Source organism: Bhargavaea cecembensis DSE10, assembly GCF_000348905.1.
GTDB classification, from domain to species: domain Bacteria; phylum Bacillota; class Bacilli; order Bacillales_A; family Planococcaceae; genus Bhargavaea; species Bhargavaea cecembensis.
In genome coordinates, this window is the sequence record NZ_AOFT01000014.1 from 1 (window position 1) to 17745 (window position 17745).

Consider the following 17745-nt stretch of genomic DNA (forward strand, 5'->3'; position numbering starts at 1 on the left):
ATTTGAATGCCTTAGGTTACAGCAGAACGGCAAAAATCGGCACCCCCGATTAGGTTTGTTATCTCCATTATAGGAATCGCCAGTGCCCCGATCAGTGGGTTGTGTCATGGAACCCGTTGACAAAAGTCATGATATTCATCATTGCGGACCGGCGGTATACTGGAAGTGAAAAGGGGGTGGCTTCTTTGACAGTTCGATTGATCAAAGAATTGATGGCCTGCATGGCGACGGATCCGAAGAACGCAGAAATCCAGGAAGTTCAGACGGCTCACCGGCTGCGGCTTGCCCGGGCATGGGGTATCCGGGAAGGCGAGCGGATTCTCGAGATCGGTTGCGGCCAGGGGGATATGACAGCGGTGCTGGCCCACCTTGCCGGGCCGGAAGGTTTCGTCCATGGCATTGATATCGGGCCGGAATCCTACGGGGCCCCATTCACGCTCGGGCAAGCGGCAGATGTCCTGTCCGCCTCCCCGCTGGGCGGACGGATCCGGATGGATTTCAGCACGGACGTACTGTCTCCGGAGCTTTCGTTCGGGAAAAACACATTTGATCGCGTCGTGCTTGCGCACAGTTCCTGGTACATGGACTCCAGAGAAACGCTGGAACAAATCCTGAAACGGGCGAAAGAATGGGCACCAAAACTCTCAGTTGCCGAATGGGATGTCCGGATCGGCAATATCGGGCAATATGCTCATCTGTTATCCGTACTCATCCAGGCGCAGCTGGAGGCATTTAAAACGGACAGCATGTCAAATATCAGGACGATGTTTGCAGCTGATGATCTGAGGGAGATCGCCCGATCTGCGGGATGGCACATTTCTGATGAGCATGTCCTCACGGCAGAACGCATGCAGGACGGCGAATGGGAAGCCGCGTACGTGCTGCAAAATCTCGAGATGGACATCGTACAACTTTCCGGCCTCCCAACCGCACTCGGACCTTTGCTCCGTTCTCAACAGGCGCTGCTCCGGGATGCGGCGGAGCGGCATGGCATCCGCCCGCTCGACGTCTTTGCATTTAGCGCAAACTAACATGGGCCGCCCGGATGCTTCCGGGCGGCTCGTGTTGTTAAATGAGCTGTCCTCGATACCAATCGGTCATCCTGTTCTGCAGGCGGATTCCAGTCAAATTCCCTTCCTCTGCATTCCAACAGGCGGACATGACGGTCATCGCGATGCAGGCCCGGAAAAGCCGTTCCCTGCCGACCGGGAGCCGCCCGAGCATGACGGACGTGCGCAGGGCAAGCGTTTCTTCGAGCGGTTTTCCTTCCAGCTCATTGTAGAGGTAAGGCGCCAGGTCACAGGCGGGGTCGCCCGCATAGCCGTGCGGATCGATTGCCATCCAGCCTCGCTTTTTATCCAGCAGGATATTCTGGTGATGGAGGTCGCCGTGGAGCAATTCTGTCCGGCCATGCTCGGCCAGCCAGCGGAAGCATTCCTCCGCAAGTGCGACATGCCGCACCGGAACCGGACCGCCACCCGGATGCGAGGCCCGGTAATTGGCGAACGCCTCCAACCCCATTTTTCCGACCGGGCGGATGGCCGTGCCATCGGGAAGCGGCCTGCGGATCTGCGACCACACCTCGCAAAAGCGCTCCGTTGCTTCCCTTTCATCCCGGATAGTCCGAAGCATGAACCCCGGCGATAGCCGTTCGATCAGCTGCACCCCGTCTTCCGGGACGGCACGGAGGAGACGGGCACATCCGTCTCCTCCATAAGCCGCCGTGGCCAGAATCTCATTCCGGCTGTCCTCTGTCGGCACACTGATCTTCAGCACGCCTTCTGTCCCGTCCGCACATGTCACGAAGAGCACATAGTTGTAAGACAGATTCGGTGCGGGACCCTGCACTGTCAGCCCCCACTCCCGCGTGTAACGGAATATCGTCTCTCCAAGCCCCTCCAGATAAGTTCTCCCCGCCTGCCCGAAGACGGCAAGCATCCGTTCTCTAAACTCCTGCGGCGGATCGGCTAACTGCTTAAATGGTTTCATATACTGCCTCCCACCCCACAATTCTTTATTCATTGAAATGTATACAATATGCAACCAGATGCAGATACGACCTTAAATCCCGCAAAGATATTATGCAATATATTGTCTGAAAACACTTTCATATACGGATTCCGGAAAAACCCAGTTATAATTATTCATAACCACCACATAACGGAAGGAAGGTTTTTCAGATGGACGGACTCCTGGGATACATTACAATAGCGGCGATGATCGTCATTATGCCGGGTGCGGATACGATTCTGCTTGTCCGCAACACCCTGAGTCACGGGACGAAAGCCGGCCGTTACTCGACGTTGGGCATGGCGACGGGCCTCCTGTTCTGGACGCTCATCGCAGTGCTCGGGCTGGCCGTCGTCATCGCGAAATCAGTGGTGCTCTTCACCATCATCAAGTACCTCGGTGCCGCTTATCTGATCTATCTCGGTATCAGAAGCCTGTTCGCGAAAAACCTTCTTTCCATGGAAGAACTGGAAGCGGACACTCCGGCCGTGAAGAAATCCTACCATAAGGAATCGTTCAGACAGGGACTTTTCAGCAACATCTTCAACCCGAAAACCGTCATTGCCTATGTGACCATCATGCCACAGTTCATCAATCTGGAAGGCAATGTGCCGGAGCAGCTGATTATCCTCGGCCTCATCCTGACGGGGCTTGCGGTTGGCTGGTTCTTTATCCTCGTCTTCATCATGGACCACGCCAAGCGCTGGCTGAACAATGCCCGTTTCCAGAACGGGTTCATGAAAGCGGCAGGCGCCCTGCTTGTCGGCTTCGGGATCAAAACAGCACTATAACCCATCTGTATCTGTGATGGGGCTGTCCGAAAACTCATATTCAGCACATGATATAGCAAACGGCACGGACGCCGGGAGACACCTGCGGGAAAAGCCGGGCTGTCGAGACCCCTGCGCTGCCGCGCAACGCTTCGCGCTGCACGCAGATGCCAATCTTCGTATTGGCATCTGCTCGGCGCCGGCCCGCGGTAAGCGACCAGAGTCCGTGCCGTTTGCTGTTTTTATCGCGTTAATGACTTATTGGACAGCCTCGTTTTCTTTATACTGGAAAAAAGGGGGGCGGTCAGGATGGGGATGATTGGTTTTGTTTCAGTATTGGCAATGGCGCTCGTTTCTGGAGCCATCGCCGCAGTTATCTGGACGACCGTCTTTTTGAAAAGCCGGCGGAACGGATGGATTCTCCTGGCCGTCCTGGTTTTTCTCGCCGGCAATCAGGTTTCTAACGCGTTTCAATCAATTCCCGCAGCCGGATGGATGCTGCTGTCAGTTTATACCGCCTTTGCGCTGCTGTCGGTCCATCGGGTCAGAACCCGCCAACCAAAAGAGACATCCGGAAATTAGCATCCCGGATGTCTCTTTTCACTTTTTCTCAGACCGGCTCCGCCATTTTCGGCATCTCGATTTCAAAGCCGAGATCCTGGAGCATCTTGAAGTCGCTGTTTTCTTCCTGGCCTTCCGTCGTCAGGTAGTCGCCGACAAAAATGCTGTTGGCGGCATACAGCCCGAGCGGCTGCAGGGAGCGCAGATTGACTTCGCGGCCCCCGGAGATGCGGATCTCCTTTGTCGGGTTCAGATAGCGGAAGAGGGCAAGCACCTTCAGGCAGTAGCGCGGATTCAGCTCATCCGTGCCTTCCAGTCTGGTCCCGTCGATGGCGTGGAGGAAGTTGACCGGAATCGAGTCGGCATCCAGTGCGCGCAGCGACCGGGCGATATCGATGACGTCCTCCTTCATCTCCTTCATGCCGATGATGGCGCCCGAGCACGGGGACATGCCGTTGCGCTTCGCCATCTCGACCGTGCCCACCCGGTCTTCGTATGTATGTGAGGTCGTGATGAAATCGTGATGGCGCTCGGATGTGTTCAGGTTATGGTTGTACCGGTCGACACCTGCTTCCTTGAGCTTGGCAGCCTGCTCCTCTTTCAGGATACCGAGGCAGGCGCATACGGTCAGGCCGTACGTTTCCTTGATCTCCTCGACCGCCTCACTGACAACGCGGACGTCCTTGGTCGTCGGACCGCGGCCGCTCGCAACGATACAATACGTGCCGGCCTTGTTTTCATATGCCCTTCGCGCGCCTTCGAGGATTTGCTCCTTTGTGATGAACGGATACTTGTCGATCGGCGCAGTGGAGTCCCTTGACTGCGCACAATAGCCGCAGTTTTCCGGGCAGTAGCCGCTTTTCGCGTTGATGATCATGTTCAGCTTCACTTTTTTCCCGTAATAATGCTTCCGGATCGTGAACGCCCCGTGCAGGAGCGGCAGGAGATCGTCATCGTCCGTTTCGAGGATAGTCATTGCCTCCTCATCCGTCAGCACCTTTCCCCCGATCACTTCTTCTGCAAGCGTCTGCCAGTTCATCGCACTTCCCCCTCTTTTGTCTTAATCGGAATGATCTTCAGCACTTTCTGCATCCTGAAAGCGAAGATTCCGGCCAATACCGCAAGCAGGATATCCTTCGGCAGCGGAGGCATCATCCAGGCCCACGCCATCCAGTAGGAAAAGCCTTCCGGCGCGCTGAACCACAGGCTATATGCCGAGTACATCCAGTTTGTCCCGAACAGATAGTTGATCGCTGTCGCTACCAGTGCCGCGATGACAAATGACTTGAGCGTCCCCCTTCGCTCAACGATCCGCCCTGCGACATAGGCAATCAGGATAAATGAAACGATAAAGCCGAATGTCGGCGATACGAGCGATGAAGCCCCTCCACTGAACCGGGCAAAGACCGGCGCACCCGCGAGCCCGATCAGCATATACACCGTACAGGCAATCGCCCCTTTCCGGCTGCCGAGGATCAGCCCGGCCAGGACGGCGAAAAATGTCTGCAGCGTGATCGGCACGCCCCCGACGACGAGAAACGGCGCAAATGATGTGATGTTGGCCCCGATCATCATCAGCGTCGCGAACAGCGCGCAATGGACGAGATCAAGGGGATGCCATCTTACTTGAGATCTTGTTGCTGCGGTTGCTTGCATGTTTCATTTCCCCCCACGATTAGGTTAACCACCATATAAATTTTGTTAACACAAATATCATAGATAGAGAAATCTCTTTAGTCAACCTGTTATTTTATTTGGTTAACACATTTTAACTTGTGCGAGGCTCCCGACTTTCGATAAGATGAAGGCAGGTGATGAAATATGAAACCGAAAATCTATATGAATGACCATGTCCTTGCGGGCATGACGTTAAAGGATCCGGCCCGTCCGGAATCCAACAACATGGCGCTCCACGCATGTGAAAGTCCGGAGAAGGTCATGGAAAACCGCCGCGCCCTTGCAGACTGGGCCGGCGTTCCGCTGTCCCGGTTTGTTCTTGCCCATCAGACGCACAGTGACCGGTTCCACAAAGTGACCGCTGACGACTTCGGCCGAGGGGCAGAGCGTGCGGATACCGCGATACCGGACACCGATGCGCTCTACACCTTCGAGACGGATGTGCTGATCGGCAGCTTTACCGCGGACTGTGTGCCGGTCATCTTTTCCCATGAGGGGGCCGGCCTGACCGGAGTGATCCACTCGGGCTGGCAGGGAACCGTGAAGGAGATCACCCCGAAGCTGTTCAGGCATCTCCGGGAAGTGGAAGGCTGCGATCCTGACGGCTTCCGCGTGCAACTCGGCGCCGCGCTCAGCCAGGAAAAGTTCGAGGTGGACCGGGATGTGTATGAAAAATTTAAGGCACTCAGCTATGCTGACGAATTCATCGATTACAACGAAGCAACCGGCAAATGGCATATCGATAACCAGAAGACAGTCGAAGCCCAGCTCCTGCAGGCGGGCATTCCGGCCGGACGGATCAGCATCGACCGTACATGCACGTTCAAAAGCCCCGACGGCTTCTCGTATCGCGAGGACAAGAAGGCGGGGCGTCATCTGAGCTTTATTGTGAGGAAAACACGCTGAATCCTTCCGCCCGGCAGGCCCGGGCGGTTTTTTACGTCCAGGTTTGGTCCAGCTTGTCCGCATAAAAGCGGATCGCCTTCCCGTAATCCCTGATTCCCGGGTCCGATGTGGCATCGGCCAGGTTCACCAATAATAGTTCCATCGCTGCCGCGTGGTGTCCGAGGTTGTGAAGCGTCATGGCATGGAATACCTGAAGGGCGCGGTTCTCCGGGAATTCTTCCCTTCCTCTGCAAAAGACCCGGTCGGATTTCACGTATTCACCGAGCGTCCTGTAAGTGCTGCCGAGTCCGAGGTAAGCACCTTCCCGGTCTTTTCCCGAAAGGCCTCTCTGGATGGCTTTCTCGTAGTGCGGTACCGCCGAAGCCTCTTCCCCGATTACATCAAAGCTCCACGCTGCCTGGTATCGGACTTCCGGATCATCCGGATGTTTTTCCGCCAGTTCCACGAGCAGCGCATTCGATTCTTTTAAACGTCCTTCCTTCCGCAGCCGTACGGCCTTCCCGATTTCTTCTCTCAATGAACTTCCCCTCCTTTGTCCCATCATCCCGTTACGTTCAGCTATAATTAAAAGATAAATCTTCCCGACACGGAAGCGGAAAGGAGGCCGCCAGCATTGGATAAAGAAAAAGCCTTTTCCGGGCGGCGCGGGAACAGGCCGCTCAGCCTCAGAGGGAAAATGATTCTGCTGATCAGCCTGCTCATCGCGGCGGTCTCCCTTCTGTTCGCCTTTCTCCTGCACGACCTGATCTCGGATACGATCGAGGACCAGGCCGGCAAGCGGGCCCTCAGTATTGCAAACGCCGTTGCGGAGATTCCCGAACTGAAGGACGCTTTTGCCCTGGAAGATCCATCCGCTGTCATCCAGGACATTGTCACCCCTATTCTGGAAAAGACAGAAGCGGAGTTCATCGTCGTGGGCAATCTGGAAGGCATCCGGTACTCCCACCCCGACCCGGAGAGGATCGGCGGCAAAATGGTCGGCGGGGACAACGAGCGTGCCCTCCGGTACGGGGAATCGTATGTATCCAAAAAAAGAGGAACGCTCGGGCTGTCGATCCGCGGAAAGGTCCCCGTCTATCATGAAGGTGAGATTGTCGGAGTCGTCTCGGTCGGCATCCTGAATGACAGTGTCCAGACCCTGATCGAACAGAGGGCCCGTTCCCTCTGGCTGACGCTCAGTCTCGTCCTGCTGATCGGGACGATCGGTGCCGTTCTCATCTCCGGCTATATCAAGCGGCTGCTCGGCAACAAGGAGCCGGAAGAAATCTCCGAACTGTATACACGGCAGGAAGCGATCCTCCGCTCTACACATGAAGGCATACTCGCCACGGATGCGCACGGACGGATCACGCTCATCAACACGGCTGCCGGCGAGATCCTGAACGGCAGTCCGGAAGCTGTTCCCGGGGGCTCTGTCCACCAGCTCCTCCCCCCGAATACCGACCTTGGCCAGGCCTATCAGGGAAGGGAAATGGTGCTCGGCAACCAGACGGTCATCGCCAATCAGACACCGTTATCGGGAAGCGGGGCATATACAGGCTCTGTCATCACCTTCCAAAGAAAAAGTGAAATCCAGAAGATTACGGAAGAACTCTCCAGAATCCGCCAGTATGCAAACGCGCAGAGGGCGCAGACGCATGAGCACTCGAACAAGATGCACGTCATTCTCGGGCTGCTGATGAACGGCCGTCCTGATGAAGCCATCGACTACATCCGCAAAGAAAACAGTGCCCGGCACAGTCAGCTGAAGTTCCTGGAAGACCGCCTGTCCGACCCCCTCATCCAGGCCCTCCTGCAGGGCAAGCAGACCCGGGCGGTGGAACTCGGAATCACGCTGTCCATCGACCCTGACAGCAAACTGTCCCAGGAACTGTCCGAAGCGCGTCAGGATGCCGTCCTGACCGCGCTCGGCAATGTGATCGAAAACGCCTTTGACGCCGTGCGCGGAAAGCCTGACGGGAAGCGTACCGTCTCGGTTTATTTTACCGACCTGGGGAACGATGTGCTGTTCGAGGTCGAGGACACGGGAGGAGGCGTCGCACCCGGGGGCTTCGGACGGCTGTTCGAGCAGGGGTTTTCCACAAAGGCCGGGGAGGGCCGGGGCATCGGCCTTGCCCTCTCCTGGCAGTCACTTGCGGAGGCCGGCGGCGAAATCACTTATGAAGAGGGGGAGGCCGGCGCCTGCTTCATCATCAGTATCCCGAAAGAAAAGGAGGATCAATCATGAAGGACTTCTCCGTCCTGATCGTCGAAGACGACTTCAGGGTGGCCGATGTCAATCGGCAGTACATCGAAGCCGTGGAAGGATTCCGGGTATCCGGCACGGCAAGGAGCGGCCGCGAGGCGCTGGACTTTCTTGCCCGGCCGGACACGCTTCCCGATTTGGCCCTGCTTGACCTCTATATCCCGGATGTGCAGGGCCTGGAGCTGTTCCGCACAATCCGGAATCTGTATCCGGACATCGACCTGATCGCCGTCACCGCGGCCAATGAGGCCGGGACAGTCCGCGGCCTGCTCCGGGGCGGCATTTTCGATATCATCATCAAGCCGTTTGATGCGGACCGGTTCGCAAAAACCTTGGAACGGTACCGGGCATTCCGTGAGCAGACCGACGGCGCAACGTCGTTTAGCCAGGAGGAAATTGACCGGCTCACCGGTTTCCGGGGCCTCTCCCCATCCGTCCCGGCCGGCGGAGACCACCTTCCGAAGGGAATTGACCCGATCACGCTCGGTGAGATTCTCGGCTTTTTCGAAGAATCCGGAACGGAGGGCATCACTGCAGCCGAACTCAGCAGGGAAATCGGGACAAGCCGCTCAACAGCACGGCGATACCTGGAGTATCTGGTCTCCGCCGGCAAGATCCGGACTCACCTGATCTATGGGACGGTCGGACGGCCGGAGCGGCGATACTCCCCTTTGTGAAACTTATGAACTTTATTATTCCTTATGAGGAATATTCGTTTTATCGCAGTAATCTTTATTCCCTTTTCGAACATGTGCTATTTTTTCTACAATGCGAAACGCGAAATGATTCAATCTATTGCAAACGCATTCAGACATGTACCGGAAGGGGATTTATAAATGAGCCTGAGTGTCATTGGATTTATAACCATACTGTTCATCGTCGCCCTGCTGATCAGCGGGAAGGTCACTCCGATTGTCGCGATGGTTCTTCCGCCGATTGTCGGCGCATTCATCGCGGGTTTCACCTTTTCCGAAATCGGGACCTTCTTTGATGACGGCATCGCCACGGTCATCTCGGTCGCCGTCATGTTCATCTTCGCGATCATCTTCTTCGGCATCATGCAGGATGTCGGGCTGTTTGATCCGATCATCAGCAAAATGGTGGCCTGGTCGAGGGGAAATGTCATCCTCGTCAGCATCGCCACAGTCCTGATTGCCACGGTCGCCCAGCTGGACGGGTCCGGAGCGTCTACATTCCTGATCACCATTCCTGCCCTTCTTCCGCTATATAAGCGGCTGAAAATGAACCCGTACCTGCTTCTTCTCCTGGTCGGCGGATCAGCGGCGATCATGAACATGCTGCCCTGGGCCGGGCCGCTCGGACGTACAGCGTCCGTTCTCGGCATGGACGTCACGGAACTTTGGCAGCCGCTCATCCCGATTCAGGCAATCGGCATGGTGCTGATGCTTGTTCTAGCTGTCTTCCTCGGCATGAGGGAACAGCGCCGCATCGTCAAGAAGTATGGCTCGCTCGAAGCGGCGGCCACGATTGACATGACCGCGGATGAAGCGATCCAGGACGGTCCGGAGACAGCAGTTTCGGACAACTCTCTTGCACGTCCCAAACTGCTCTGGGTCAACGCCATCCTTGCCGTCACCATCATCGCCCTGCTCATGTCGGGCATCATTCCGGCAGGACTGGCCTTCATGATCGGTGTCGCCATCGCCCTGCCGATCAACTACCCGAATACGAAGGACCAGATGGACAGGATCCGCGCCCACGCGCCAAGCGCGCTGACGATGGCCTCCATCATCCTGGCGGCCGGACTGTTCCTCGGCATCCTGAACGGGACGGGCATGCTGAATGCCATCGCGACAGACGCGGTCAATATCCTGCCGGCCTCGGTCGCGCCTTACCTCCATATCATCATCGGAATTCTCGGTGTTCCGTTCGACCTGCTACTCAGCACGGACGCCTACTACTTCGGCCTGTTCCCTGTAGCCGAGCAGATCGCGGCGACTTACGGCGTCCCTTCGCTGTCCACCGCCTACGCGATGATCATCGGGAACATCGTCGGGACATTTGTCAGCCCGCTCGCGCCTGCCGTCTGGCTCGCGCTCGGCCTCTCCGGCCTGGAAATGGGCAAGCACCTGCGCTATTCCCTCTTCTGGATGTGGGGACTCAGCCTCGTGCTGCTGTTCATCGCTGTCCTGATGGGCCTCATCCAAGTTTGATATCACACAACCCGCTCCGGATCCGGAGCGGGTTGTTTTTTGTGTGACCGTGTATCAGAATTGCACGCTGAAGCTTTTGAACCGGTGAGTGCCCGTGCCGAACCTGACGAAGCCCCGCTCCCGCAGCTCCCTGACTGCTGATCGGACTTCATCCAGAATCTGCGGGTCCAGGCCCACTGTGTTATGGGAACCGAAGACCCTGTTCACACCGGGGATTTCCGCAATGCGCTCCAGTGAACGGACCAGATCTTCCGGACTCGTGGTCGGATAAAACGCATAAACCGGCGTTTCATCGTACAGCAGGTCCCCTGTGAACAGATAGCCCTTCGTCTCATCATGGATGGTGATGTGTCCCGGAGAATGTCCCGGCGTGTGATAAATTCTGAGCACCCTGTTGCCAAGGTTGAAGACATCTCCCTCTTTCAGTGTGCCTGCAGGAGTTCCGCGGAACGGCCGATACGCTGCCGGGTCGAAGCCGGGCGGCGTCGGGATGGTGATGTCGCGGGTCATCTCTTTCCTGATCTGCTCATCAGTCCGCCCTTTGATTCCATTGACGATCCAGTCCATTTCCTCTTCGTGGACATAGAACGCGTCAAACTCTCCGTGGCTCCCGATATGGTCTGCATGAACGTGGGTGGTCACCACTTCAACCGGCAGCTTCGTCAGCCGGTCGGTAATCGTCCGGATGTTGCCGATCCCGAGTCCGCTGTCTATCAGGATGGCCCTGTTTCGGCCAACCAGTAAAAATGAATGCACTTTCTCCCAATGGCCATATTCGCTGATGGCATATGTATCGGGATCAATCTGCTGAACGGTGAACCAATCATCCCGGATCATGCCGTCCCCCCTTTTTTAACCGATGACAATCGGATTCCCTTGGTTTTTCAATGCCGCCAGGACGCTGAGGGCCGCCAGGTAGCTTGTTTTCGGGTTGCCCGGCATCGGCAGGTTTTCGATGGTCGCCGCCATACTTCCGAAACTTCCCTCCGCCTCAATTGTATGGGTGTTCCTTTCCACGGACGGGTCCGCGATGACCATGACCCTCGTTTTTTCCGTTCCGATGCCGGCAAGTGACAGGGCGAGCGCGACGTTGACGTTCTTCGGAAACTTCCTGATCGCCTCGCCTGCAGGTCCGTCAAACAGCTGCCTTTCTCCGCTGATCCCCTCAAGCCCGAGGGACGCCGGCGATTTCCTCGTGGTGATCGTCACCTTTTCCAATCCGCCTGTGGCATTGGCGGATTTCAGCAGATCCAGCCCGCCGACCGCGCCGGACGGCAGCTGGACGGTGCGGCCGTTCGCCCCGGCGGTTTTCCTGACTACCTCAAGAAATTCGCCATCCGCAAATGCGCCGATGCTGCTGACGATCAGATCTTTTCTATTCTCCAGAACCGGTAACGAATAGGCGGCTGCCACTTCCACCGCGGCCGCCTCGACAACGATGTCGATGTCCGATCCGATGAACGATTCAAAGTCCTGATAAAATCGGGCTTTATACTTATCCTCCAGCTGTCCGCCTGCCTCCCGGTTGCGCCCGAATATGGCGGTGACAGTTCCCCCGATCTGTTTTTCTTCGTTGATGCTCTCCAGCAGGTAGTTGGCAATATTTCCGGTTCCCATGATGCCGATGTTCAAGGCAAGCCCCTCCTCAATAAAGCGTCGTAAGGTTCAGTTCCTGACCGCCTGTGCTTTCGAGAGAAGCGGTCGCCCATTGTCCCAGATGACATTGACCGGAATGCCGAAGAATTCGGACATGCGTTCTTTCGTGACGAGAACTTCCGTGGCCCCGGCATCGAAAATCTTTCCTTCCTTCAGAAGCAGTGTCTTATTGAAGGCAGGCAGGATCTCCTCGATGTGATGCGTGACATACAGGATCGTCGGTGCATCCGGTTTTTCCGCAATCCGGCCGATCGATTCCAGCAGTTCCTCCCGAGCAAGGAAATCAAGCCCGTTTGTCGGCTCATCCAGGATCAGCAGCTCCGGATCTGCCATCAGCGCCCGGCCGATCAGCACCCGCTGCTTTTCACCCTGCGAAAGGGTGTCATAGTCCCGGTTCGCGTATTCGAGGCAGCCGAGCTCCCTGAGGATGTCGACCCCCTTTTGGTCAATCTCCTCCGTCGTCTCCTCGTACAGCCCGAACGAGGCGTATGCGCCGCTCAGGACGACCTCATACGCATTGTCACCCGGCTCGAGCTTTTGCTGGACCAGCGATGAGACAAAGCCGATCCTCCTGCGCAGCCGCTCCGCGAGATACGTCTTCCCGAATTCCATCCCGAGGACGCGGATTGTGCCTGTTGTCGGGAACAGATAGGCGTTGATGAGCTCGAGCAGAGAGGTCTTCCCTGCCCCGTTCAGCCCGTACAGCACCCAGTGATCCCCTTTTTCGACCTTCCAGTTGATTTCTTGCAGAATCCATTTCCCCTCCCGCTTGCGGGAGACGTTTTCCATTTCGATGATCATGGCTTCACCTTCTTAATGTTCTGACTTTATTGTACACCTGATTGGGCATAGGAAAAAGAGGCCCCCACAGGAGCCTCTTTTAATCATTCGTTCAGATTCAGTGTTTTCCCTTTGACCATGAAGATGATGTTCTCGGCCATATTGGTGACATGGTCACCGACACGCTCGAGGTGCCGGCTGATAAAGGCAAGCTGGGTGATCTGGTTCACGTAATCCGGGTTCCGGTGCATATAGCCCATCAGTTCCCGGATCAGACGGCCATAGGCCTCGTCGATCGCATCATCTTCCTTTGCCAGTTCGAATGCAAGGTCGATGTCCTCAAGGTCATAGGCGTCAAATGCCTTCCTGAGCATAACCCGGACGGCATCCCCCATCTTTGGGATGTCGACGATGGGCTTGATGAGCGGTTCGTCCCCGATATGGAGGGTGGACTTGGCGATGTTCACCGCCAGGTCGCCGATCCGCTCCATGTCGGTCGAAATCTTGAGCGCCACAATGATTTTGCGCAGGTCTGTCGCAACAGGCTGCTGCTGGGTGATCAGCTGGATCACCTTTTGGTTGATTTCATCGTCCAGCGCATTGATCTCGGCGTCGTTTTGCTTTACCGCATTCGCGAGGGTCAGGTTCTGCGTCTGCAATGCAGACATCGAATCCCCGAGCTGCCGCTCCGCAAGATCCACCATCCGGAGCAGCTTGCCCTTCAGTTCTTCCAGTTCCGATTCAAACGTCTTCCGTACATTTCCCATATTCCTCAACTTCGTGTCCCCCTTCTTAACCGAACCGGCCGGAGATGTAATCTTCGGTCCGCTGATCGGCCGGGTTCTGGAAAATCTTATCCGTGTCATCGAACTCAATGACTTCACCGTTCAGGAAGAACGCCGTTTTGTCCGAGATCCGCGCGGCCTGCTGCATGTTGTGCGTGACGATGATGATCGAATAGTTTTCTTTGAGTTCCTGGACAAGCTCCTCGACTTTCAGCGTTGAGATCGGGTCGAGTGCAGATGTCGGTTCGTCCATGAGGATGACATCCGGCTCGATTGCCAGCGCGCGGGCGATGCAGATCCGCTGCTGCTGGCCGCCCGAGAGCGAGTAGGCGTTTGTGTTCAGGCGGTCCTTGACCTCATCCCAGATCGCCGCGCCGCGAAGACTCTGTTCAACAATCTCATCAAGGATCTTTTTGTTTTTGATGCCGTGGATGCGCGGGCCGTAGGCAATATTGTCGTAAATCGACTTCGGGAACGGGTTCGGCTTCTGGAACACCATGCCGACGCGTGTACGGAGTTCCTCGACCGAATACTTGGCATCGAAGATGTTGCGGCCGCGGTAGAGGATCTCTCCCGAGGTGCGGACGCCGTCGACGAGTTCCACCATCCGGTTGAGCGTCTTGATGTAGGTCGACTTCCCGCAGCCCGAAGGCCCGATGATCGCGGTGACCTCATTTTCCCGGATCGGCAGGTCGATGTTCTTCAGGGCGTGGTGGCTGCCATACCAGAGGTTCAGCTGCTTTGTATCATAGACGACCGGCTTTGCCGCTTCCCGTACAGGAGCTTCCATTGGGCTCACGGTTGCTTTCGTCTCGTTATCGGTTCGGTTCATAAGTTGTACCATTCCTTTTTTCCTCCCAGTTCTCAGTATCGCTTCTGGAATTTATTCCGGATCAGGACAGCAATCGAATTCATCAAAAGCAGGAATGCCATGAGAACAATGATGCCCGCAGAGGCAACTTGCTGGAAGTCGGCCTGTGGCCGCTTTGCCCAGTCGTAGATCTGCATCGGCAGCGCAGTGAACGTATCCATGACACCCGTCGGCAGGAAGTGGATGATGACCGGGACACCGATGACAATAAGCGGTGCGGTTTCTCCAATTGCACGTGACAGGGCAAGGATGCTGCCTGTCAGGATGCCCGGGATCGCACTCGGAAGCACGACGCGGGTAATGGTCTGCCATTTGGTTGCGCCCATCCCGTAGGACGCTTCCCGCACATGCTGAGGCACGGCGCGGATCGCTTCCTGGGCGGCAACGATGATGACCGGAAGGATCAGCAGGCTCATCGTGAAGCCGGCGGCCAGGATGCTGTTTCCGAGGGCCAGTGCCCGTACGAAGATTGTCAGGCCGAGAAGACCGAAGACGACGGACGGAACGCCGGCCAGGTTCGAGATGTTCATGCGGATAAAATCATTGACCCGATTTTTCTTGGCGTACTCCTCCAGGTAGATGGCCGTGCCGATTCCGAGAAACATGGAAACCGGCGCGACAACCGCCATGAGCCAGAGCGATCCAACGAGCGCGGCCTTAATGCCGGCCTTCTCGGGGAAGCGCGATGCGAAGTTCTGGAAAAAGTCGGCGGACAGGAAGCCGAGCCCCTGCGACAGGATCCTGTAGAACAGGATACCGAGCACGAGCAGTGCCACAAGTGTCGCCATGAAGAACAATGTCTTGAAAACCGTATTGGTGATTTTCCTGCCGTCCATCCGTTTGGATACGGACGTCTGGTCGATATAGCGTTTGCTGACTCCGGGCTGCTGTTCAGTAATTCTCATCTTAGTACGCCTCCCTGAATCGTTTCGTGATGCGGCTTGCCAGGAAGTTCATCAGGAGTGTGAAGAGGAACAGTGTGAAACCGACCGCATAGATCGAATAGTAGATCGGTGTGCCGTAACCTGCATCTCCCGTGGAGACCTGTACGATATAGGCGGTCATCGTCTGGATAGAACCGGTGAAATCAGCATCGAAGCGCGGTGTCGAACCGCCTGCGAGTGACACGATCATCGTCTCTCCGATCGCACGCGATGTGGCCAGAACGACCGATGCCAGGATTCCGGAAAGGGCCGCCGGAAGGACAACCTTCATCGCGACTTCAAACTTCGTCGCGCCCATTGCAAGGGCCCCTTCCCGCATGGCATTCGGTACGGCACTCATGGCGTCTTCGGAAAGAGAAGCGATCATCGGGATGATCATAAAACCGACCACGATCCCGGGACTGAGGGCATTGAAAATCTTCAGATCCGGAATGATCGTTTGCAGCACCGGCGTCACAAATGTCAGAGCGAAGAATCCATAGACGATCGTCGGAACGCCTGCCAATACCTCAAGGACCGGCTTGATGACACGGCGCGCGTTATCCGAAGCATATTCGCTCAGGTAGATCGCAGCTGCCAGACCGATCGGTACAGCCACGACGACTGCGATCAGCGTGATCTTGAGCGTACCGACAATCAGTGGCAGGATGCCAAATTTCGGTTCCTTATTGGAGAACGGAAGCCATTCCGTACCGAAGATGAACGACAGGAGCGACACTTGTCTGAAGAACGTCACCGTCTCGAAGATCAGCGTGGCGACAATGCCGATGGTTGTCAGCACAGAGACGCCGGCGATCAGGAAGAGGATGATCGGGATAATTTTCTCGATGACTTTTTTTCGTTTATTGTTTCCCGCTTTGGCGATCAGTTCCTGTACGGATGCCCGTTCCCGGGTAGTCGGATTTACCATCATTTACCTCCATTTATTTGAAAAGCAGAAAGAAATGAGCAGCGGAATGCCGCTCATTTACTCTGCAGAGAGATTTGAAGATTAAAGTCAGTTTTTGAATTCTTCCAGCTTGGCTTTCTGCTCATCAGTTACTTCCTGAGGAAGGCTGACGTAGCCGACCACTTCAGCCATTGCGCCTGCATTATCCAGGGCAAACTCGAAGAAGTCGTAAGTTGCCGGATCGTTCTGGAGAGACTCGTTGCTTACGTAAGTGTAGAGCGGACGGGACAGCGGCGAGTATTCACCGGATTCGATCGTTTCGTTTGTCGGTTCTACGCCATCAATTGCTACAGCAGTGATGGTGTCCTTGTTGGCCACGTAGTACGAGTAGCCGAAGAAGCCGATCGCGTTCTTGTCGCCCTGTACACCCTGCACGAGGACGTTGTCGTCTTCAGAAAGTGTTGCGTTCTGGACCATGTCCTCTTCTTCAAGGATGACTTCGTTGAAGTAGTCATACGTACCGGAGTCTGTGCCCGGGGAGTAGAAGACGATTTCTTCTTCAGGCCATTCAGGGTTGATGTCGGACCATTTCTTCGTCGTGCCATCTTCAACCCAGATCTTCTTCAGATCATCTACTGTCAGCTCTGTTGCCCAGTCGTTCTCGGAGTTGACGACCACTGTGAGGCCATCGTAAGCGAGAAGGAATTCGGTGTAGTCGACGCCTGCTTCTTCAAGCTTCTGCTTTTCTTCGTCTTTGATTTCACGGGATGCGTTTGAGAAGTCCGTTTCGCCTGCGATGAACTTCTCCATTCCGCCGCCTGTGCCGGACACGCCGACCGTTACCTGGACGTCAGTGCCGCTTGCGGAATATTCTTCGACGAGGGCTTCCATGATCGGCGCGACCGTACTCGAGCCATCGCCGGAAACTTCGCCTTCAACTGCTGCTTCGGAAGACTGATCCGCAGACTCGCTTGCCGTGTCGCTTTCTGCTGCCTGTTCTTCAGTTGCTTCATCTGTTGCTGCATCTTCTTCTGCGTCGCTGCCGCAAGCGCCGAGCAGCAGAGCCGAGGAGACGACAGTGAGTCCGAGATAGTGTTTCCAGCTTTTCATGTAAATGTTCCCCCTGTTAGTCGTAGTCGTTTTGTTTACAGTCCCTACTTTAACAACGGGTTATTGAGGGGAAATGAATAGAATGTAAAGGGATTGTTAATGTGAAAATGAAGAGAATTTACAAAGTTAATATAGCCGTGAAAATGGCGGACGGCCGGTGTTCAGGAAATCCGCCGGAAATTGGTGCTGGGTCCTAAGAAAGATGGCACAAATGGATCAGCAAGCCTATCGAATTAAAAACCACCTCTGAAAAACAGGAAATAGGGATGTGTTACTAAATGAATCTTCACAGGAAAAAAGTCTGTCATGAAGCGAATATCATATAGGTATATAGACGAATACAGTTTCTTATAGATGATAGGAAAGA

The 17745-nt window shown here is 55.7% G+C and carries 19 protein-coding genes; 7 read left to right on the forward strand and 12 right to left on the reverse strand.

Features of this window, described 5'->3' with window-relative positions; all coding sequences use genetic code 11:
* Window positions 1–176: 176 nt before the first annotated feature.
* The gene (locus C772_RS12195) at window positions 177–1031 is read left to right on the forward strand and encodes a class I SAM-dependent methyltransferase (RefSeq protein ID WP_407637218.1); all 855 of its coding nucleotides are present in this window, start codon (window positions 177–179) and stop codon (window positions 1029–1031) included.
* Window positions 1032–1068: 37 nt separating this feature from the next.
* On the opposite strand, the gene C772_RS12200 is transcribed toward C772_RS12195, so the two are convergent.
* Window positions 1069–1989 (reverse strand): aminoglycoside phosphotransferase family protein, encoded by a 921-nt coding sequence (locus C772_RS12200; RefSeq protein WP_008300357.1) that lies wholly within the window; start codon window positions 1987–1989, stop codon window positions 1069–1071.
* Window positions 1990–2180: 191 nt separating this feature from the next.
* Between C772_RS12200 and C772_RS12205 the strand changes: the two genes are divergently transcribed.
* Together C772_RS12205 and C772_RS12210 are read left to right on the forward strand one after the other, a co-directional pair.
* Window positions 2181–2801, forward strand: coding sequence for a LysE family transporter (locus tag C772_RS12205; protein WP_008300359.1), 621 nt, complete (start codon window positions 2181–2183; stop codon window positions 2799–2801).
* 288 nt (window positions 2802–3089) lie between these two features.
* Entirely contained in the window at window positions 3090–3362 is a 273-nt protein-coding gene (locus C772_RS12210; RefSeq protein ID WP_008300360.1) for a hypothetical protein, read from the forward strand.
* A gap of 28 nt (window positions 3363–3390) precedes the next feature.
* Here the strand turns inward: C772_RS12210 and bioB are convergent, their stop codons facing one another.
* Window positions 3391–4380 (reverse strand): biotin synthase BioB, encoded by a 990-nt coding sequence (bioB, locus tag C772_RS12215; protein ID WP_008300361.1) that lies wholly within the window; start codon window positions 4378–4380, stop codon window positions 3391–3393.
* On the reverse strand, window positions 4377–4997 hold the full coding sequence (locus C772_RS12220) for a biotin transporter BioY (protein ID WP_008300364.1): 621 nt from the start codon (window positions 4995–4997) through the stop codon (window positions 4377–4379). Before C772_RS12220 ends, bioB begins: the two co-directional genes overlap by 4 nt.
* A gap of 165 nt (window positions 4998–5162) precedes the next feature.
* Between C772_RS12220 and pgeF the strand changes: the two genes are divergently transcribed.
* Entirely contained in the window at window positions 5163–5924 is a 762-nt protein-coding gene (gene pgeF, locus C772_RS12225) for a peptidoglycan editing factor PgeF (protein WP_008300365.1), read from the forward strand.
* Window positions 5925–5955: 31 nt separating this feature from the next.
* On the opposite strand, the gene C772_RS12230 is transcribed toward pgeF, so the two are convergent.
* Window positions 5956–6441: a tetratricopeptide repeat protein gene (locus tag C772_RS12230; protein ID WP_008300367.1), complete on the reverse strand. Its 486-nt coding sequence runs from the start codon at window positions 6439–6441 to the stop codon at window positions 5956–5958.
* A gap of 96 nt (window positions 6442–6537) precedes the next feature.
* Between C772_RS12230 and C772_RS12235 the strand changes: the two genes are divergently transcribed.
* The 3 genes from C772_RS12235 (at window position 6538) to C772_RS12245 (ending at window position 10343) form a co-directional block, all read left to right on the forward strand.
* The gene (locus C772_RS12235; RefSeq protein WP_008300369.1) at window positions 6538–8151 is read left to right on the forward strand and encodes an ATP-binding protein; all 1614 of its coding nucleotides are present in this window, start codon (window positions 6538–6540) and stop codon (window positions 8149–8151) included.
* On the forward strand, window positions 8148–8846 hold the full coding sequence (locus C772_RS12240; RefSeq protein ID WP_008300371.1) for a response regulator: 699 nt from the start codon (window positions 8148–8150) through the stop codon (window positions 8844–8846). The genes C772_RS12235 and C772_RS12240 overlap by 4 nt, the downstream gene beginning before the upstream one ends.
* A 159-nt stretch (window positions 8847–9005) precedes the next feature.
* Window positions 9006–10343, forward strand: a complete 1338-nt coding sequence (locus C772_RS12245) for a CitMHS family transporter (protein ID WP_008300373.1) — start codon at window positions 9006–9008, stop codon at window positions 10341–10343.
* Window positions 10344–10397: 54 nt separating this feature from the next.
* Here the strand turns inward: C772_RS12245 and C772_RS12250 are convergent, their stop codons facing one another.
* From C772_RS12250 to C772_RS12285, 8 genes are all read right to left on the reverse strand, one after another.
* Window positions 10398–11180 (reverse strand): MBL fold metallo-hydrolase, encoded by a 783-nt coding sequence (locus C772_RS12250; protein WP_008300375.1) that lies wholly within the window; start codon window positions 11178–11180, stop codon window positions 10398–10400.
* Window positions 11181–11195: 15 nt separating this feature from the next.
* Window positions 11196–11975, reverse strand: coding sequence for an aspartate dehydrogenase (nadX, locus tag C772_RS12255; RefSeq protein ID WP_008300377.1), 780 nt, complete (start codon window positions 11973–11975; stop codon window positions 11196–11198).
* A 33-nt stretch (window positions 11976–12008) separates the two neighbouring features.
* A complete protein-coding gene (locus C772_RS12260) occupies window positions 12009–12800 on the reverse strand; it encodes an ABC transporter ATP-binding protein (RefSeq protein WP_008300378.1) in 792 nt (263 codons plus the stop codon).
* A gap of 83 nt (window positions 12801–12883) precedes the next feature.
* Window positions 12884–13546 (reverse strand): phosphate signaling complex protein PhoU, encoded by a 663-nt coding sequence (gene phoU, locus C772_RS12265; RefSeq protein ID WP_035002388.1) that lies wholly within the window; start codon window positions 13544–13546, stop codon window positions 12884–12886.
* A gap of 25 nt (window positions 13547–13571) precedes the next feature.
* The gene (pstB, locus tag C772_RS12270; RefSeq protein WP_051059450.1) at window positions 13572–14354 is read right to left on the reverse strand and encodes a phosphate ABC transporter ATP-binding protein PstB; all 783 of its coding nucleotides are present in this window, start codon (window positions 14352–14354) and stop codon (window positions 13572–13574) included.
* 74 nt (window positions 14355–14428) lie between these two features.
* On the reverse strand, window positions 14429–15271 hold the full coding sequence (pstA, locus tag C772_RS12275; protein WP_407637220.1) for a phosphate ABC transporter permease PstA: 843 nt from the start codon (window positions 15269–15271) through the stop codon (window positions 14429–14431).
* A 70-nt stretch (window positions 15272–15341) separates the two neighbouring features.
* Window positions 15342–16289: a phosphate ABC transporter permease subunit PstC gene (gene pstC / locus C772_RS12280; RefSeq protein ID WP_008300385.1), complete on the reverse strand. Its 948-nt coding sequence runs from the start codon at window positions 16287–16289 to the stop codon at window positions 15342–15344.
* An 87-nt stretch (window positions 16290–16376) separates the two neighbouring features.
* Window positions 16377–17378 (reverse strand): PstS family phosphate ABC transporter substrate-binding protein, encoded by a 1002-nt coding sequence (locus C772_RS12285; RefSeq protein ID WP_008300387.1) that lies wholly within the window; start codon window positions 17376–17378, stop codon window positions 16377–16379.
* Window positions 17379–17745: the final 367 nt, after the last annotated feature.

Coding starts and splice junctions, on each gene's coding strand:
- C772_RS12200 (WP_008300357.1), bottom strand. CDS start 1,989: ATGAAACCATTTAAGCAGTTAGCCGATCCGCCGCAGGAGTTTAGAGAA.
- C772_RS12205 (WP_008300359.1), top strand. CDS start 2,181: ATGGACGGACTCCTGGGATACATTACAATAGCGGCGATGATCGTCATT.
- C772_RS12210 (WP_008300360.1), top strand. CDS start 3,090: ATGGGGATGATTGGTTTTGTTTCAGTATTGGCAATGGCGCTCGTTTCT.
- bioB (WP_008300361.1), bottom strand. CDS start 4,380: ATGAACTGGCAGACGCTTGCAGAAGAAGTGATCGGGGGAAAGGTGCTG.
- C772_RS12220 (WP_008300364.1), bottom strand. CDS start 4,997: ATGCAAGCAACCGCAGCAACAAGATCTCAAGTAAGATGGCATCCCCTT.
- pgeF (WP_008300365.1), top strand. CDS start 5,163: ATGAAACCGAAAATCTATATGAATGACCATGTCCTTGCGGGCATGACG.
- C772_RS12240 (WP_008300371.1), top strand. CDS start 8,148: ATGAAGGACTTCTCCGTCCTGATCGTCGAAGACGACTTCAGGGTGGCC.
- C772_RS12245 (WP_008300373.1), top strand. CDS start 9,006: ATGAGCCTGAGTGTCATTGGATTTATAACCATACTGTTCATCGTCGCC.
- C772_RS12250 (WP_008300375.1), bottom strand. CDS start 11,180: ATGATCCGGGATGATTGGTTCACCGTTCAGCAGATTGATCCCGATACA.
- C772_RS12260 (WP_008300378.1), bottom strand. CDS start 12,800: ATGATCATCGAAATGGAAAACGTCTCCCGCAAGCGGGAGGGGAAATGG.
- phoU (WP_035002388.1), bottom strand. CDS start 13,546: ATGGGAAATGTACGGAAGACGTTTGAATCGGAACTGGAAGAACTGAAG.
- pstB (WP_051059450.1), bottom strand. CDS start 14,354: ATGGAAGCTCCTGTACGGGAAGCGGCAAAGCCGGTCGTCTATGATACA.
- pstA (WP_407637220.1), bottom strand. CDS start 15,271: ATGGACGGCAGGAAAATCACCAATACGGTTTTCAAGACATTGTTCTTC.
- pstC (WP_008300385.1), bottom strand. CDS start 16,289: ATGGTAAATCCGACTACCCGGGAACGGGCATCCGTACAGGAACTGATC.
- C772_RS12285 (WP_008300387.1), bottom strand. CDS start 17,378: ATGAAAAGCTGGAAACACTATCTCGGACTCACTGTCGTCTCCTCGGCT.